20 protein-coding genes are annotated in these 16,677 nt (G+C 71.5%); 14 read left to right on the top strand and 6 right to left on the bottom strand.

Annotated features, from left to right (window positions below; genetic code table 11):
- The first annotated feature begins 13 nt into the window (after positions 1-13).
- From hemB to JAP66_RS08365, 11 genes are all read left to right on the top strand, one after another.
- The gene (gene hemB, locus JAP66_RS08315; RefSeq protein ID WP_199431004.1) at positions 14-985 is read left to right on the top strand and encodes a porphobilinogen synthase; all 972 of its coding nucleotides are present in this window, start codon (positions 14-16) and stop codon (positions 983-985) included.
- Positions 986-996: 11 nt separating this feature from the next.
- Positions 997-1,518: a hypothetical protein gene (locus JAP66_RS08320; protein ID WP_199431005.1), complete on the top strand. Its 522-nt coding sequence runs from the start codon at positions 997-999 to the stop codon at positions 1,516-1,518.
- Positions 1,515-1,943, top strand: a complete 429-nt coding sequence (gene mce1N / locus JAP66_RS08325) for a transport-regulating membrane protein Mce1N (protein WP_199431006.1) — start codon at positions 1,515-1,517, stop codon at positions 1,941-1,943. Before JAP66_RS08320 ends, mce1N begins: the two co-directional genes overlap by 4 nt.
- 13 nt (positions 1,944-1,956) lie before the next feature.
- Positions 1,957-2,313: a hypothetical protein gene (locus tag JAP66_RS08330; RefSeq protein WP_199431007.1), complete on the top strand. Its 357-nt coding sequence runs from the start codon at positions 1,957-1,959 to the stop codon at positions 2,311-2,313.
- Positions 2,314-2,351: 38 nt separating this feature from the next.
- Entirely contained in the window at positions 2,352-3,665 is a 1,314-nt protein-coding gene (hemL, locus tag JAP66_RS08335; RefSeq protein ID WP_199431008.1) for a glutamate-1-semialdehyde 2,1-aminomutase, read from the top strand.
- Positions 3,662-4,288: a histidine phosphatase family protein gene (locus JAP66_RS08340; protein ID WP_199431009.1), complete on the top strand. Its 627-nt coding sequence runs from the start codon at positions 3,662-3,664 to the stop codon at positions 4,286-4,288. The genes hemL and JAP66_RS08340 overlap by 4 nt, the downstream gene beginning before the upstream one ends.
- Entirely contained in the window at positions 4,285-4,878 is a 594-nt protein-coding gene (locus JAP66_RS08345; protein ID WP_199431010.1) for a TlpA disulfide reductase family protein, read from the top strand. The genes JAP66_RS08340 and JAP66_RS08345 overlap by 4 nt, the downstream gene beginning before the upstream one ends.
- A gap of 47 nt (positions 4,879-4,925) precedes the next feature.
- The gene (locus JAP66_RS08350) at positions 4,926-5,699 is read left to right on the top strand and encodes a cytochrome c biogenesis CcdA family protein (RefSeq protein ID WP_199431011.1); all 774 of its coding nucleotides are present in this window, start codon (positions 4,926-4,928) and stop codon (positions 5,697-5,699) included.
- A gap of 92 nt (positions 5,700-5,791) precedes the next feature.
- A complete protein-coding gene (resB, locus tag JAP66_RS08355) occupies positions 5,792-7,294 on the top strand; it encodes a cytochrome c biogenesis protein ResB (RefSeq protein WP_199431139.1) in 1,503 nt (500 codons plus the stop codon).
- Positions 7,294-8,283, top strand: coding sequence for a c-type cytochrome biogenesis protein CcsB (gene ccsB, locus JAP66_RS08360; RefSeq protein WP_199431012.1), 990 nt, complete (start codon positions 7,294-7,296; stop codon positions 8,281-8,283). Before resB ends, ccsB begins: the two co-directional genes overlap by 1 nt.
- A gap of 76 nt (positions 8,284-8,359) precedes the next feature.
- Positions 8,360-9,631, top strand: a complete 1,272-nt coding sequence (locus tag JAP66_RS08365) for a MinD/ParA family ATP-binding protein (RefSeq protein ID WP_199431013.1) — start codon at positions 8,360-8,362, stop codon at positions 9,629-9,631.
- A 6-nt stretch (positions 9,632-9,637) separates the two neighbouring features.
- Here the strand turns inward: JAP66_RS08365 and JAP66_RS08370 are convergent, their stop codons facing one another.
- Positions 9,638-9,823, bottom strand: a complete 186-nt coding sequence (locus tag JAP66_RS08370) for a hypothetical protein (RefSeq protein ID WP_199431014.1) — start codon at positions 9,821-9,823, stop codon at positions 9,638-9,640.
- 123 nt (positions 9,824-9,946) lie between these two features.
- Entirely contained in the window at positions 9,947-10,180 is a 234-nt protein-coding gene (locus JAP66_RS08375) for a BldC family transcriptional regulator (protein WP_372448945.1), read from the bottom strand.
- Positions 10,181-10,386: 206 nt separating this feature from the next.
- Between JAP66_RS08375 and JAP66_RS08380 the strand changes: the two genes are divergently transcribed.
- From JAP66_RS08380 to cds1, 3 genes are read left to right on the top strand one after another with little or no spacing between them, the layout of a single operon-like run.
- The gene (locus JAP66_RS08380; protein ID WP_199431015.1) at positions 10,387-10,875 is read left to right on the top strand and encodes an Lrp/AsnC family transcriptional regulator; all 489 of its coding nucleotides are present in this window, start codon (positions 10,387-10,389) and stop codon (positions 10,873-10,875) included.
- Between the two features lie 3 nt (positions 10,876-10,878).
- Positions 10,879-11,163 carry a DUF4229 domain-containing protein gene (locus JAP66_RS08385; protein ID WP_199431016.1) on the top strand — a complete coding sequence of 95 codons (285 nt, stop codon included), beginning with the start codon at positions 10,879-10,881 and terminating at the stop codon, positions 11,161-11,163.
- Positions 11,160-12,233 carry an L-cysteine desulfhydrase Cds1 gene (gene cds1 / locus JAP66_RS08390; protein WP_199431017.1) on the top strand — a complete coding sequence of 358 codons (1,074 nt, stop codon included), beginning with the start codon at positions 11,160-11,162 and terminating at the stop codon, positions 12,231-12,233. The genes JAP66_RS08385 and cds1 overlap by 4 nt, the downstream gene beginning before the upstream one ends.
- 41 nt (positions 12,234-12,274) lie before the next feature.
- On the opposite strand, the gene JAP66_RS08395 is transcribed toward cds1, so the two are convergent.
- The 4 genes from JAP66_RS08395 to JAP66_RS08410 form a co-directional block, all read right to left on the bottom strand.
- Positions 12,275-13,147, bottom strand: a complete 873-nt coding sequence (locus JAP66_RS08395; RefSeq protein WP_199431018.1) for a 1,4-dihydroxy-2-naphthoate polyprenyltransferase — start codon at positions 13,145-13,147, stop codon at positions 12,275-12,277.
- 86 nt (positions 13,148-13,233) lie between these two features.
- Positions 13,234-14,391 carry a DUF8814 domain-containing protein gene (locus JAP66_RS08400; protein WP_199431019.1) on the bottom strand — a complete coding sequence of 386 codons (1,158 nt, stop codon included), beginning with the start codon at positions 14,389-14,391 and terminating at the stop codon, positions 13,234-13,236.
- 75 nt (positions 14,392-14,466) lie between these two features.
- Positions 14,467-15,606 carry an o-succinylbenzoate--CoA ligase gene (menE, locus tag JAP66_RS08405; RefSeq protein WP_199431020.1) on the bottom strand — a complete coding sequence of 380 codons (1,140 nt, stop codon included), beginning with the start codon at positions 15,604-15,606 and terminating at the stop codon, positions 14,467-14,469.
- A 94-nt stretch (positions 15,607-15,700) separates the two neighbouring features.
- The gene (locus tag JAP66_RS08410) at positions 15,701-16,633 is read right to left on the bottom strand and encodes a 1,4-dihydroxy-2-naphthoyl-CoA synthase (protein WP_199431021.1); all 933 of its coding nucleotides are present in this window, start codon (positions 16,631-16,633) and stop codon (positions 15,701-15,703) included.
- Between the last annotated feature and the right edge of the window lie 44 nt (positions 16,634-16,677).

Below are 16,677 nucleotides of genomic sequence, written 5' to 3' on the forward strand. Positions count from 1 at the left end.
TACCGTGCCCAGGGTGTTCCCCGAGCATCGTCCGCGCCGGCTGCGTGGTACCGCCGCCCTGCGGCGGCTGGTCAGTGAGACGACACTGCGGCCGCGCCAGCTGATCCTGCCCATGTTCGTCGCCGAGGGTGCCGACGCGCCGCGCCCGATCGGCAGCATGCCCGGTGTCGTACAGCACAGCCGGGACTCGCTGCGCAAGGCCGCCGTCGAGGCTGTCCGCGCGGGGGTCGGCGGGCTGATGATCTTCGGCGTGCCGAGCGAGCGCGACGCGGTCGGCTCCGGTGCCACGGACGAGCAGGGAATCCTCAACGTCGCACTGCGCGACCTGCGTGCCGAACTCGGCGACGACACCGTGCTGATGGCCGACACGTGCCTCGACGAGTTCACCGACCACGGTCACTGCGGCGTCGTGGACGCGAGCGGTGCCGTGGACAACGACGCGACGCTCGAACGCTACGCCGAGATGGCGCTCGCGCAGGCGAGCGCGGGGGCCCACCTGCTCGGCCCAAGCGGGATGATGGACGGCCAGGTCGGCGTCATCCGCCGCGCGCTGGACGACGCCGGGTACAGCGACATCGGCATCCTCGCCTACTCGGCCAAGTACGCCAGCGCCTTCTACGGTCCCTTCCGCGAGGCCGTCGACTCCCAGCTCAAGGGCGACCGCAAGACCTACCAGCAGGATCCGGGCAACGCCCGCGAGGCGCTGCGGGAGGTGGAGCTGGACATCGCCGAGGGTGCCGACACCGTGATGATCAAACCCGCACTGTCCTATCTGGACGTACTGCGGGAGGTGGCCGAGATGTCGCCGGTGCCGGTCGCGGCGTACAACATCTCCGGCGAGTACGCGATGGTGGAGGCGGCCGCCGCCAACGGCTGGCTCGACCGGCAGCGCACGGTGCTGGAGGTGCTGACCTCCATCCGCCGCGCGGGTGCCGACATGATCCTCACCTACTGGGCGGCCGAGGCCGCGCGCTGGCTGGACTAAGGTCTCTCACCGTGACTGACTCAGACGAATCGGACGACCAGCGGCGCGCTCGGGGCCTGCCGCCCGAACCCCGCCCCGCCGGGCAGGAACGGCCGCCGGTGAACCCGCCGACACCGGTGAAGGTGTCGTTCGTGCTGTGGATCCTGTCCGGGCTCGTGCTGATGGCGGGTTTCGGCTTCACGCTCACCGCCAGGCAGGAGATCGTCGACACCCTCATCGACATGAACACCGATCCGCGGGTCACCGACGAGCAGATCGCCTCCGGCACCACGTCGCTGCTGTGGGTCCTGTTCATCGGTGCGGTCGTGTTCGCGGCCCTGTTCGCGCTGTTCGCCTACAAGGCCCGCGAGGGCACCCGCTCGGCACGGACCGTGCTGACGGTGCTCGCCGCGATCGTGCTGATCTTCCAGATGATCCTGTTCTCCAACCTGATCACGCTGGCCGCGGCCTTCCTCGCGATCGTGGCGACGGTGCTGATGTACCTGCCGGGCGTCGCGCACTACTTTCCGAAGGTCTCCAAGTCGCTGCGATGAGCACGCTCTACCACGAACCGGGCGCGAGCGGCTGGCCGCTGCTGTGGGGGCCGCTGTTCGCGGTGGCCGGTTTCCTGCTGGAGCTGCTCGCCGGCGACCGGCCGCACACCCCGGTCTGGCTGGCCACCGGGGCCGCGCTCCTGCTGCTCACCACCGTCTGGGTGTACGCGCGGCGGCGGTTCCTCGCCGTCACCGTGACCGGCACGGAGCTGCGCCAGGGCGGCGAGAGCCTGCCCGTCGAGCGGATCGCCGAGGTCACCGACGTTTCCGCGCCGATGGGCACCCGGGTGCTCGGCGGTGGCTGGTCGGTGCCGCGCAAGTACGAGGAGCTTCCGCTGCGGCTCGATGACGGCACCGTGGTGCTCGCCTGGGCCCGCGACGCCGGGGGCCTGCGCACCGCGCTGGAACGGGCAAGGGGCGCGTGAGAAACTACCGGTCGTGACTGACGTCGTGTGGCCCGCGGAGCCCGAGTACCACGGTGAAAGGCTGCACCAGCCGTGGCGGCTCGCGGTCGCGCTCGTCGAGCTGCTCCTCACGGGCGGGGCCCTGTGGGCGGCGTTCGCCTGCTGGGGCAACGCGGTGAGCACGGTCACCGTTCGGCTCGACGACGGCACCGAGCTCGTCTCCCGGCAGCTCTCGGGTGACTGGGTCACCGGCGCCGTCGCCCTCGGCGCGGTGGCCGGGTTCCTCGTTCTCGACGCCGTGCGCCAGCTGCTGCTCGGCGTGCGCGCCCGGCGGCGGCGCTACCGCAAGTCGCGTGAGCGGCGGGAGAACTCGCAGCTCGCCCACACCTGAGTCGGTGCCGCACACCCGGCTTTGCGAGACTGGCAGCCGTGACACACGCAGCCGATCAGTCCAAGGCATGGTTCGAAAGGGCGGCCGCGGCGACCCCCGGCGGGGTGAACTCCCCGGTGCGGGCCTTCAGCGCGGTCGGCGGCACGCCCCGCTTCATGGTGCGCGGCGAGGGGCCCCATCTCTGGGACGCCGACGGCAGCCGCTACATCGACCTCGTGTCGTCGTGGGGGCCGATGATCCTGGGCCACGCCCACCCCGGCGTCGTGGCGGCGGCCCGCGAGGCGGCGGCCTCCGGCCTTTCGTTCGGCACGCCGACCACCGGTGAGGTGGAACTCGCCGAGGAGATCATCCGGCGGGTCGAACCGGTCGAGCAGGTGCGCCTGGTCAACTCCGGCACGGAGGCGACGATGAGCGCCATCCGGCTCGCCCGCGGGTTCACCGGCCGCGGCAAGATCATCAAGTTCGCCGGCTGCTACCACGGGCACGTGGACGCGCTGCTCGCGCAGGCGGGCTCCGGGGTGGCCACACTCGGCCTGCCGACCTCGCCCGGCGTCACCGGAGCGCAGGCCGCCGACACGATCGTGGTGCCGTACAACGACATTGAGGCCGTGCGGCGGTCCTTCGCGGAGAATCCGGACTCGGTCGCCGCGATCATCACCGAGGCCGCGGCCGGGAACATGGGCGCGGTGGCTCCGGACGAGGGGTTCAACGCGGCGCTGCGGGAGATCGCGCACTCCCACGGCGCGCTGCTGATCATGGACGAGGTGATGACCGGGTTCCGGGCGTCCGCCGCGGGCTGGTTCGGGCTCGAAGGGGTGCCGGGCGACCTCTACACCTTCGGCAAGGTCATGTCCGGCGGCCTGCCCGCCGCCGCGTTCGGCGGCAGGCCGGACGTGATGGCGCGGCTTGCCCCGACCGGGCCGGTGTACCAGGCGGGCACGCTGGCGGGTAACCCCGTGGCGGTGGCCGCCGGACTGGCCACGCTGCGCGCAGCCGACGAGAGCGTGTACCGGGCGCTGGACGCCAACGCGCGGCGGCTCGGCACCCTGCTCGGCGAGGCGCTGAAGGCGGCGGGGGTCGCGCACACGGTGGCCTACGCGGGCAACCTGGTGAGCGTGTTCTTCACCGATCAGCCGGTGCGCGACTACGCAGGCGCCGCGGCGGCCGAGTCGTGGCGGTTCCCGCCGTTCTTCCATGCCCTGCTGGAGCGGGGCGTGTACGCGCCGCCGAGCGCCTTCGAGGCGTGGTTCGTCAATGCGGCGATGGGCGATGCCGAGTTCGAGGCGATCGAGGCCGCGCTGACGCCGGCCGCCCAGGCCGCTGCCGCGGCCTCGAAGCCGGAGCGACCATGACGACCGTCGTGCACCTGCTGCGGCACGGCGAGGTGGAGAACCCCGGTGGCGTGCTCTACGGCAGGCTGCCCGGCTTCCGGCTCTCCGAGCGGGGCAGGCAGCAGGCGCTGACGGTCGCCGAGGCGCTGGCCGGGCACAACCTCGTGCACGTGGTCGCCTCGCCGCTGGACCGGGCCCGCGAGACGGCCGCGCCGATCGCGGCCGCGCATCGGCTCGACGTCACGACCGACGAGCGGCTGATCGAGGCGGCGAACCTGTTCGAGGGCGAGCGGGTCGGTGTCGGCGATGGCGCGCTGCGGCAGCCCAAGCACTGGGCGAAGCTGCGCAACCCGCTGCTGCCCTCGTGGGGCGAGCCGTACGTCGAGATCGCGCACCGGATGCTGGGCGCGGTGTACGCGGCGCGCGCGGCGGCGGAGGGCTACGAGGCGCTGTGCGTATCGCACCAGCTGCCGATCTGGACGTTGCGCCGGTTCCTCGAGGGCAGGCGACTGTGGCACGACCCCCGGCGGCGGCAGTGCTCGCTGGCCTCGCTGACCAGCCTGGTCTTCGACGGCGAGGCGCTCGTGGACATCGTCTACAGCGAGCCCGCCGGCAGCTCGGACGCCCTGGTGACCGGCGCATGAGCACCGCGAGGAAGTGGCGGCGGGCGCCTGCGGCGTTGCTGTGCGCGGTGGCGGTGCTCGCGGGCTGCTCGTCCGGCGACGACGCGGTGTCGCAGGGAAGCAACTTCTCGTTCGTCTCGCCCGGCGGCAAGACCGACATCTTCTACGCCGAAGCGGAGCGGCAGTCCCCGATCGAGCTCTCCGGGGATGACCTCTTCGACGAGAACAAGCGGATCTCGACCGCGGACTTCTCCGGAAAGGTCGTCGTCGTGAACATCTGGGGCCAGTGGTGCGGGCCGTGCCGCGTCGAGGCGCCCGAGATGCAGAAGGTGTACGAGCGGACCAGGGACAAGGGCGTCCAGGTCCTCGGCATCGACGTGCGCGACTACGACCGCAAACCGCCGCAGGACTTCATGCGCGACCGCGGCCTGACCTACCCGTCGATCTACGACCCGCCGGGCCGCTCCCTGTTGCAGCTCAAGGGCTATCCGCGCAGTGTCGTGCCTTCGACGATCATCCTCGACAAGCAGCACCGGGTCGCGGCGATCTTCCTCCGCGACCTGCTCGCCTCGGACATCCAGCCGGTCGTGGAGCGCCTCGCCGCCGAATGAGGTGGCCCGTCCGCTTCACAGAAAGCCCATTCCTTACGCTGAACGCCGTGGATGCGGTGACCGAGCTGGCGATGTCGGGGCCGTTGCTGCTCGCCGCCGGCGTCGCACTGCTGGCCGGGGCGATCTCGTTCGCCTCGCCGTGCGTTGTGCCCCTCGTCCCCGGCTACCTCGCCTACCTGGCCGCGCTCGTCGGTGCCGACGCCCCCGCGGTCGGCGCGGACGAGGGCCCCAAGCGGGGCCGGTTCGCGGTCGTCGGCGCCGCCGGGCTGTTCGTGCTCGGCTTCACCGTGATCTTCACCGCGGGCGTCGGCGGCATCGTCTGGCTCGCCGACGCGCTGCTGCTCAACCAGGACGTCCTGCAACGGGTGGGGGGCGTGGTCACCATCGCGATGGCCCTGGTGTTCCTCGGCTTCGTCCCGGCCCTCCAGCGCAACGTCCGTTCGCACCACGTGCCGCGCACCGGCCTCTGGGGTGCCCCCGTGCTCGGCGCCGTCTTCGGTCTCGGCTGGACCCCGTGCATCGGCCCGACGCTGTCCGGGGTGCTTGCCATCGCCGCCGCCAGCGGCGGCACCGGTGCGCGCGGCTTCCTGCTGGTGCTCGTCTACTGCGTCGGCCTCGGGCTGCCGTTCGTGCTCATCGCGGCAGGTGCGGGCTGGGCCGTGCGCGCCACCGACTGGCTGCGCCGCAACGGCCGCCGGGTGCAGGTCTTCGGCGGCGTGCTGCTCCTCGTCGTCGGCCTGATGCTGGTCACCGGCCTGTGGGGCGAGCTGGTGGGCTGGATGCGCGACGCGTTCATCGCCGACACCAGGCTGCCGCTGTGATCACGCGGGAGAAGCAGCGGCAGCCCTACCGCGCGACGCCCGCCCGCCGCGCGCTCGGTTTCGTGCGCAACACCTGGCGCGGGCTGACGTCGATGCGCACGGCGCTGATCCTGCTGTTCCTGCTGGCGCTGGCCGCGATGCCCGGCGCCCTGCTGCCGCAGCGCAACCTCAACGCACCGAAGACGGCCGAGTACATCGCCGAGTACGGCTGGTGGGGGCGGCTGCTGGACCGGCTGCAGTTCTTCGACGTCTACTCCAGCGTCTGGTTCTCGGCGATCTACCTGCTGCTGATGGTCTCGCTCGTCGGCTGCCTGCTGCCGCGCAGCCTCGACTACGTGCGCTCGATGCGCGCCAGGCCGGTGCTGACGCCGCGCAACCTGGCCCGGATGCCGCACTACCGGCGGGCCGAGCTGCCGGGCGGGGCCGACGACGTGCTCGCCACGGCGAAGTCCCGGCTGCGCGGCTGGCGGACGAGCGAGCGCACGGAGGCCGAGGGCACCCGCACGATCAGCGCCGAGCGTGGCTACCTGCGGGAGACCGGCAACCTCGTCTTCCACTTCGGGATGCTCGGCCTCATCGTGGCGTTCGCGCTCGGCAAGATGTTCTCCTACGAGGGCCAGGTCATCGTGCACGCCGACGGCAGCCAGTTCTGCAACTCCGGGATCTTCGCCTACGACTCGTTCAATCCCGGCCTTCGGGTGGACGGCACCGGACTCAACCCGTTCTGCGTGAAGGTCGACAGCTTCGAGGCCGAGTACACCGATGTGGGCCAGCCGGTCAGTTACGAGGCCGACCTCGGCTACCAGTCCGGCGAAGATCTGGAGTCGGGCACGTGGCGGCCCTATCACCTGGAGGTCAACGAGCCGCTGCGCACCGCCGGTGACCGGGTCTACCTGCTCGGCCACGGCTTCGCGCCGACGTTCACCGTCACCTTCCCCGACGGCAGCGTCCGGACGCAGAGCGTCCAGTGGCGGCCCGTCGACCAGCAGACGCTGCTCTCCGAGGGCGCCACCAAGTTCGACCCGCCCGGCGTCACCGACACGGCGCAGCGCCGTGAGCGGCAGCTCGCGATCACCGGCCTGTTCGCGCCGACCGCCGCGCTGCAGGGCAAGGTGCTCACGTCGGTCGACCCGAGGCTGACCAATCCGGCCGTCGCGGTGGACGTGCTGCGCGGCGACCTGAACTCCGACCGCAGCCAGTCGATCTTCGAGGTCGACCGGTCGATGGTTGACAGCGGCAGGCTGGAGCGCGTCGCGCGGGAGAATCTCGACGTCGGCGAGACGATCACCCTCGACGACGGCACCACGGTGCGCTTCGACGGGGTGCGGAACTGGGTGTCGTTGCAGGTCTCGCACGACCCGACGCAGGGCTGGGTGCTGGGCTTCGCCGTCGCGATGCTGCTCGGCCTCGCCGCCTCGCTGCTGATCAAGCGGCGCAGGCTGTGGATCCGCGTGGCCCCCGCTGCGGAGAGCGACGGAGAACGACATACTGTAGTAGAGGTGGGCGGCCTCGCCCGCACCGATCAGGCCGGGTACGGGGAGGAGTTCACCAGGATCGCCGGTGATCTCCTTTCCCGGGACAGAAAGGCACGCTAATGCCGGTGAACGAGACGTTGTCGCAGTACAGCGACTGGTCCTACACCACAGCGGTCGCCGTGTACGTGCTGGCGATGGTCTTCTTCCTCGTCGAGCAGTCGTTCGGCCGCAAGGGCAGGCAGGCCGCCGCGCGAACCAGGGAACGGGCTCGCGAGCTCGTCGGCGCGGGCGCGCCCGCCGACACCGGCACCGCCCCGCCGCCGGTCGAGCACACCGGGCAGCGTCCCCGCAGGGACCGCTCCGAGCGCCTTGGCCGGATGGGTGTCGCGCTCACCGTGCTCGGCGTCCTGCTGCACGCCGCGGCGCTGCTGCTACGCGGCCTGGCGACCAGCCGGGTGCCCTGGGGCAACATGTACGAGTACATCATGATCGTGTGCCTGATCACGGTCGTGACCTGGCTCGTGGTGGCTCGGAAGTTCCCGGTGCGGCACCTGTCGGCGTTCGTGCTGCTGCCGGTCGTGATCCTGATGTTCGTGGGCGGCACAATGCTCTACGCCGTCGCCGCGCCGGTGCAGCCCGCGCTCCAGTCGTACTGGCTTGTCATCCATGTCTCGGCGGCCGCGGCGTCTTCCGGGGTGTTCCTGGTTCCCGGCGTGGCCAGCCTGCTCTACCTGGTCCGCGAGCGGCACGACCGCGACCCGGCCGCCTTCGCGCGCTTCGGGCCCCGGCTGCCCGCCGCCGACGTGCTCGACCGCATCGCCTACCGGACCACGGTGTTCGCGTTCCCGGTGTTCACCTTCGGCGTGCTCTGCGGGGCGGTCTGGGCGGAGGCCGCCTGGGGCCGCTTCTGGGGCTGGGACCCCAAGGAGACCGTCGCGTTCGTGGCATGGGTGGTCTACGCCGCCTACCTGCACTCCCGTGCGACCGCGGGCTGGCGGGGCCGGCGTGCCGCGATCATCAACATCGTCGGGTTCTCGGTGACCGTGTTCAACCTGTTCTTCGTCAACCTGGTGACCACCGGTCTTCACTCGTATGCCGGAGTGAGCTGACGGAGCGCGTCGTCTGCGGCTACCGTCGCAGGTGAAACAGGGGGATTGCACAGCAGACAAGCGGAGGATTGACGCGGTGACCGGACCCAACGAGTCGGTGCCTGGACACCCGGAAGGCTCGGACAGCCCCACCCGGTGGCAGAACCCGCCCGGGGCACAGCAGGGGCGGCAACCGGCGCAGCCGGATGCCAACGGGCAGGAACCGGCCTACTCCGAGGAGCGCACGGACTCCACGCCGCATCCGGCCGTGCCCGCCTCGCAGCAGGCGCCGCAGCAGCCGTACCCGCCGCAGCAGGCCCACGACCCGAACCTGCCGCCGCTGACGCCCCAGCAGTACCACGAGGCCCAGTACCAGCACGCGCAGCAGCCACCGCCGCCGCCGTTGCCGCAGCCGCAGCGCGGCAGGCATTCGCTGGCCAACGGCACCGACCTGACCAGCGCACACCTGGTCCGGCGCACGAAGCGGCGCCCGCAGTCCGGCTGGCGCAAGGCCGTTTACGTCGGGACCGGCAAGCTCATCAACCCGGGGGAGAGCCCGGCCGACCGCAGGCGGCGCGAGCTGATCGCGCGGGTGAACCAGCCGCTCCGTGGCTGCTTCAAGATCGGCATGCTCAGCCTCAAGGGCGGGGTCGGCAAGACCACCACCACGACCACGCTCGGCGCGACGTTCGCGTCGCTGCGTGGCGACCGGGTGATCGCCGTGGACGCGAACCCGGACCGCGGGACGCTGTCGCAGAAGATCCCGATCGAGACCACGGCTACCGTGCGGCACCTGTTGCGCGACGCCGCCCGGATCACGCGCTACAGCGACGTGCGGTCCTACACCTCACAGGGGTCGAGCCGGCTGGAGATCCTCGCCAGCGAGCAGGATCCGGCGGTGTCGGAGGCGTTCTCCGAGAACGACTACCGGCGCACGGTCGACCTGCTGGAACACTTCTACAACATCGTGCTCACCGACTGCGGCACCGGCCTGATGCATTCCGCCATGAAGGGTGTGCTCGACGCGGCCGACTCGCTCGTGATCGTGTCGTCCGGCTCCGTCGACGGGGCGCGCAGCGCCTCGGCCACGCTCGACTGGCTGGACGCGCACGGCTACGGCGACCTGGTGAAACGGTCGGTCGCCGTGATCAACTCGGTGCGGCCGAAGGGCGGCTCCGTGGATCTGGACAAGCTCGCGGCACACTTCGCGGCGCGCACCCGCGGCGTCTGCCGGATTCCGTTCGACCCGCATCTCGAAGAGGGCGCGGAGATCGAGCTGGACCGGCTGCAGGGCGAGACGAGGCTCGCCCTACTGGAACTCGCGGCGACGGTCGCCGATGGCTTCGCCGGCGACCGCCTGCCGCGATAGCGCCTGCTAGCTCTTGCCTTCTTCGTCGCCCGGCTTGGGCTTCTGCTCACCGAGCTTGCGGAGAAAGTCCGGGTCGTCATCCGGAGCCACAGTCGGCTGACGCGAGGCCACCCCGACGCGTTCGGCGCCGAACGCTCGCCACATCAGTACGGCGATGGTTAGCGCGCCGATCGCCGCGAGCAGGTAGATCATGCTCGCTCCCTTCCGGAGGTGCTGCGCGAGTGAGTCAACTACTGCCCCGAGATTAGCCCTTTTGTCAGGAATTCGGGGCTGGGTGCCCCGTGACCTTGAACGGCGCCCCAGCCCGCGCGGTCGTCACGGGCGCGTGATCGCCGTTTCGTCGGCCTGTCCCGGTTCGTTCGCGTCGGTGGTCAGCCGGGCCAGCAGCTCGTTGACCTCAGCCTCCCGGAACCGGCGATGCCCGCCGGGGGTGCGGATGGATCCGATCCGGCCCGCCGTGGCCCAGCGGGTCACGGTCTTCGGGTCGACCCGGAACAACGCGGCGACTTCACCGGGGGTGAGCAGCCGTCCTCCCATCGTCGCGGTCACTTTCCGCCTCCTTCACGCGCTGAGTGTTATACCGGGAGCGCGTCGAGCTTCATGTGCCGTCCGTGCCCGGTGCTCCAACTCCACGATCGTTGCACTTCACCCGGCAGGTACTCGAACGGTTGTCAGAGGGTAAAGAGGTAGTAAGGGACAAAACGACCGGTTCGGACAGTGCGTGTCCGTGCAGTTCAGGCCGTTACAGTGGGTTCGTGGACCAGCTCGACCGCAAGATCATCGCTGAGCTCCGGCTCAACGGCAGGGCCACCTACGCCGAGCTCGGCCGCACCGTGGGGCTGTCCCCTTCGTCGGTGCACGAACGGGTCGGCAAGCTGGAGGCGGCCGGGATCATCACCGGCTACCACGCGGTCGTCGATCCGCGTGCCGTCGGCCTCGGCGTCACCGCGCTCGTCGGGATCCAGCCGACGGACACCGCCTCCGACGACGACGTCGCCGTCTCGCTCGGCGAGCTCGCCGAGGTGGAGAGCTGTTACGCGGTCGCGGGCGACCAGGCGTTCGTCGTGAAGGTGCGGGTGGAGACCGTGGACGAGCTGGAGCGCACGCTCGGCAGGCTCCGCCGGATCGGTGGCGTGGCCCGCACGCACACGACGGTCGTGCTCTCCACGCGGTTCGAGGGCAGGCCCAACAACACCGGCCTGGACCTGCCCGGAGACCGTCCGGACGGCGGCGTAGCCTCGTAGAACGTGAGCGAACGTCCAGGTGAGCATCTCGTCCGCGACCTGATCCTCTACGTGCTCGCGCGCTTCGCGCTGGTCGCGGTCGTCGCGACCGTGCTGGTGTTGTTCAACGTCCCGCTGCTCGTCGCGCTCGCCGTCGGGCTCGTCGTCGGCCTCCCGCTCGGCCTGCTGCTGCTGCGGCCGCTCAACGCCCGGGTGACGGCCGGGCTCGCGGCCCGCAACGAGCACCGGGCGCGCGAGCGTGCGCGGCTGCGGGCGCAGCTGCGCGGTGACGAGCCGGAGGCCGAGTGAACCGCGCGTGGGTCAGCGAGGCCATCCGGATCATCGAGGCCGACGCCAACCGCAGTGCCGACACCCACCTGCACGTCTTCCCGCTGCCCGCCGACTGGGGCATCGACCTTTACCTCAAGGACGAGTCGGTGCACCCCACCGGTTCGCTCAAGCACCGGCTGGCCCGCTCGCTGCTGCTCTACGGCCTGGTCAACGGCCAGATCGGCCCGGAAACCGTGCTGATCGAGGCGTCGAGTGGTTCCACCGCCGTGTCCGAGGCGTACTTCGCCCGGATGCTCGGCCTCGAGTTCGTCACGGTCATGCCACGCAAGACCAGCCAGGAGAAGATCGACCTCATCCAGTTCTACGGCGGCCGCTGCCACTTCGTGGACGTGCCCCCGGACATGTACTCGGAGGCCGAGCGCCTCGCCGCTGACTGCGGCGGGCACTACCTCGACCAGTTCACCTACGCCGAGCGGGCCACCGACTGGCGGGGCAACAACAACATCGCCGAGTCGGTGTTCACGCAGATGCGCTCGGAACGGCACCCGGTGCCGGCGTGGATCGTCGTCGGCGCGGGCACCGGCGGCACGAGCGCGACGTTCGGCCGCTACGTCCGCTACCGCAGGCACCCGACGAAGATCGCGGTCGTCGACCCGGAGAACTCCGCTTTCTACGGCGCCTGGCAGACGCGCGCGCTCGACTACACGACCGGCATGCCGTCCCGCATCGAGGGCATCGGCCGCCCCCGCGTCGAGCCTTCGTTCGTGCCCGAGGTGATCGACGAGATGTTCCGGGTGCCCGACGCCGCCTCGCTCGCCGCGATCCGCTTCCTGCGGGAGCGCACCGGCTACTGGGCGGGCGGCTCCACCGGCACGAACCTGCACGGCGCGTTCCGGCTGATCTCGCGGATGCTCGCCGAGGGGCAGACCGGCAGCGTGGTGACGTTGCTGTGCGACGGCGGCGATCGCTACGCGAACACCTACTACAGCGACCGGTGGATCGCCGAGCACGGTCTCGACCTCGGCCCGCACCTCACGGCACTGGCGGACTTCTTCGAGACCGGCGCCTTCCCCGCCCCGCCCTCGTGAGTGCGCACGCGAGTTAGAACTCGCGTGGCCACTCACGAGCCCTAGGCGAGCACCAGGGCCAGCGCCGTCAACGCCGACCACGCGAGCATCGCCAGGCCGGTGTCGCGCAGGACGTGGATCAGCCCGAGGCCCTCGCCACCGCTGACGACCGTGCGCACCGGCTTGACCAGCAGCAGCGCCGCGGCCAGCCCGATCAGGGTCACCGGATGGCCGAGCCCCATCGCCACCGTGATCACGAACGGCACGGTCACCAAGGCAAGGTAAAGAGCTCGTGTTCCCGCGTCACCCAGCAGCACCGCCAGCGTGCGCTTGCCCGCGCCGCGGTCGGTGGGGATGTCGCGGAGGTTGTTGGCGCTCAGCACGGCCGTCGACAGTGACCCGACCGCCACCGCGCAGCCGAGCGCCTCCCAGCTCACCGTCTTCGCCTGGACGTAGACGGTGCCGAGCACGGCGGCCAGGCCGAAGAACACGAACACCGCGAGCTCGCCCAACCCGGCGTAGCCGTACGGCCGCCTGCCGCCCGTGTAGAACCAGGCGCCGCCGATGCACAGCGCGCCGAGCGCGAGCAGCCACCACGTCCCGGTCAGCGCGACCAGCACGAGCCCGAGTACCCCCGCGATCCCGAGTGAGGTGAGGGCGGCGGCGAGGACCGCCTTCGGCCTGGCCGCGCCGGAGCCGACCAGCCGCATCGGCCCCACCCGGTCGGTGTCGGTGCCGCGGACGCCGTCGGAGTAGTCGTTCGCGTAGTTGACGCCGACGATGAGCGCGAGCGCGACCAGCAGCGCCAGCAGCGACTGCCACCACGAGAACGCGCCGAGCTGCGCCGCCGCCCCCGCGCCCGCCAGCACCGGGGCGATGGCGTTGGGCAACGTCCGCGGCCGCGCCCCCTCGATCCACTCCGCAACAGTCGCCATGGGCGATCATTCTTCACCTGCGCTCAACGCACCCAATGCGGCACCCGTTGCGTTCAACGCACCGGATGCCACATTGGGGCGCTCTGTCAGCAGGGGGTGGGAGGCACCGCGACATCGATGTAGGCGGCGGCCACGTGCTTGCCCCTGGCGAGGCGGTACCAGGTGTCGGAGCTGCCCTGGGTGCCGTTCGCGACGTCGCCGGTCACCGAGCAGACGAGCCGGACCCTGGCGTGCCGCGCGGCGTAGCCGACCTGCGGCGTCGAGGCCGACGTCCCCGCGCGGACATTGAGGTGCACGCCCGCGGGGGTCACGACCGTGCCCCACGGTCCGGACGCGGTCCACTCGTAGGTCACGTTCACCCACGCGTTGGTCTTCAGCCGCAGCCCGTCCCAGAACGTGCCGTCGGCGAGGTCGATGCCAGCCGGGTTCGCGACCTTGCGACCGAACTGGTCGCGGCCGCCGTTGTGCCCGTCCTCGTAGGCGGCCTGCGCCTGCGGCTTGCCGTGCGGCAGGTCGGGCCATGACTCGCGGCCGGGGTTCCAGTGGTCGTCGCGGGTGTTCCAGGGCCCCACGTCCCACACCGGCGCCCACTCGCACCGCGCGTTGCCGATCGTGCACACCCGCACCGTGTAGTCGCCCTTGCCGCGCGCCGCGAGCCCCCGCCGCGACGGCAGCGCGACGAAGTGGTCCCGCCGCACGATCCGGTGCCCGTTCGCGGTAGTGCCGCCGACCAGGCCCTCCCGGGTGGCGAAGACGCGGAACGTCATCGGCCCGGCGGCCCGGTCCGCCTGCTCGGTCCCCTCAGCCTGCGGGCCGTGCCCGGCCAGCCGCCCGGTCAGCTCGACGGGCCCGACCCGCTCCGGCGCGGTCTGCACCAGGCGAGCCTGCACGGACGTGGCGGGCTCCGGCAGCACGGCAGGCGCCCCTGGGGTTACCGGAGTCCACTCGCTCCATGTGCCGTCCGCCCTGAGGCCGCGCACGTCGAGGGTGCTCGCGCGGCCGTGCGCGGACTCGGCGCCGACGGTGTCGACCGGGGTGGCCAGATCCTTCGGTGGGAAGACCCGGGTGCCGATCCGCTGCGGGCCCGCGGTGGTCGAGAACGTGGTGCGCACGTCGTCGCCGCCGCGGCCGGGGTGCAGCGTCCAGGTCACCGTGTCGGCCGCCGTCACGGGAACGGGCGCGAGCCCGAGTGCGGCGCAGGCCAGGGCCAGGACCAGGGCGGGGTAACGTCTTCGCTGCGCCATGCGTCGAGCCAAAACTCCAGGTCAGCGCGTGTCAACGCGGGCGCGCGACCGCGCCGGGTGGAGTAATCTTCCGAGTTAACCCGAGAGGGTGGCCCGGACCGCGGTCCGGTCGACCTTGCCCGGGCCTGCGACCGGCAGTTCGTCGACGAACCGCCAGCGCTTCGGCACCGCGGGCGCGCCGAGGGCCGTGCGGATCGCCGCGCGCAGCTCCTCGACCGGTGGTGGCGGGCCTGCCGGGACCACCGCGGCCGCGACCAGCTGTCCCCACTCCTCGTCCGGCAGCGCGACGACGCACGCGTCGGCGACCGCCGGATGGGCGGTGAGGGCGCGTTCGACGTCGGCCGCGGAGACCTTCACGCCACCGGTGTTGATCACGTCGTCGGCGCGGCCGAGTACCTCGAGCCTGCCGTCGGCGGCGAACCGGCCGAGGTCGCTGGTGCGGAACCAGCCCCCGGTGAACGCCGCCGCCGTGAGGTCCGGACGCCGCCGGTAGCCGTGCGCCAGCACCGTCCCGGCGATCTCGATCCGGTCGCCCTCCCCGAGCCGCACCCGGACGCCGTCGAGCGGGACGCCGTCGTAGACACAGCCGCTGGCCGTCTCGCTCATCCCGTAGGCCGAGATCACGTGCACCCCGGCGGCCGCGGCGCGGGCCCGCAGCCGTTCGTCGAGGGCGGCCCCGCCGAGCACGACGGCGGTGAAGCGGTCCAGGCCCGCGCCGCCCGCGTCGAGCAGCCGTGCGAGCTGGGTGGGGACGAGGGCCGAGTAGTGCGGACCCGGCCTGGCGAAAAGTGTCCGCGCCGCTTCCGCAAACGCTTGTGGGTCGAAACCGGCCGACGTGTCGAGCACCACGGGTGATCCGCCCGCGAGGTGGGCCCGGACTAGCACCTGCAGCCCGCCGATGTAGTGCGCGGGCGTTGCCAGCAGCCAGCCGCCCGCGCCGCCGAGCCGGTCGTGGGTGGCGCGGGCGGAGGCGAGCAGCGCCGACGCCGAGAGCAGCACACCCTTCGGCGCGCCGGTGGAGCCGGAGGTGGGGACGATCACCGCGGTGTCCGGCTCGACCGGCTCGTCAGGGGCCATCGCGGTGCGCAGTTCGCCTGCCGCGGGGCTGCGCGGGTCGAGCGGCAGTACGGCGGGACCGCCGTCGAGCGCGTCGAGCACGGCCCGGCGCAGCCGCTCGACGGTCGCGGGGCCGCCGTCCGTCCAGACCGTTCGCATCAGCGTCGAGCGTACGGCGCGGCCCGCTCGTGAGTGCGCACGCGAGTTAGAACTCGTGTGCGCACTCACGAGTCAGTAGTAGTTCAGTAGTAGTTCAGTAGTAGTACGGGTAGGGCGACCAGTCGGGCTCGCGCCTGCCGAGGAAGGCGTCGCGGCCCTCCACGGCCTCGTCCTGCATGTACGCCAGCCGGGTCGCCTCGCCCGCGAAGATCTGCTGGCCGACGAGGCCGTCGTCGATCAGGTTGAACGAGTACTTGAGCATCCGCTGCGCGGTCGGTGACTTGCCCAGCACCTCCCAGCCCCACTGCAGTGCCTCGGCCTCCAGCCGCTCGTGCGGCACGGCCGCGTTCACCGCGCCCATCGAGTGGGCCTGCTCGGCGGTGTACTCGCGGCCGAGGAAGAAGATCTCCCTGGCGAACTTCTGCCCCGTCTGCCGCGCCAGGTACGCCGAGCCGAAGCCGCCGTCGAACGAGCCGACGTCGGCGTCGGTCTGCTTGAACCGGGCGTGCTCCGCCGAGGCGAGCGTGAGATCGCACACCACGTGCAGCGAGTGCCCGCCGCCCGCCGCCCAGCCGGGAACGACCGCGATGACCACTTTCGGCATGAACCTGATCATGCGCTGCACCTCGAGGATGTGCAGCCGGCCCGCCCGCGCCGGATCCACCGTGTCCGAAGTCTCCCCGCTCGCGTACTGATAGCCGGAGCGACCACGAATACGCTGGTCACCACCGGAGCAGAACGCCCAGCCGCCGTCCTTGGGCGACGGTCCGTTACCGGTGAGCAGGACGCAGCCGACGTCCGGGCTCGTCCGGGCGTGATCGAGGGCGCGGTAGAGCTCGTCCACGGTGTGCGGCCGGAACGCATTGCGCACCTCCGGCCGGTCGAACGCGACCCGCACGACGCGCTTGCCGGACCGGGAATCCGTGGAACGGTGGTAGGTGATGTCGGTGAAGTCGGTGATGTCAGAGCCCTCGACCTCGGTCCACGCGGCCGGGTCGAACAGTTCGGATACCTGCGCGTCATCCACGTTTGGGAGAATAGGCCGTGTGCTCATGACCACCGTGACAGCGT

It is taken from the genome of Qaidamihabitans albus (genome assembly GCF_016464705.1).
Taxonomy (GTDB): Bacteria; Actinomycetota; Actinomycetes; order Mycobacteriales; family Pseudonocardiaceae; genus Qaidamihabitans; species Qaidamihabitans albus.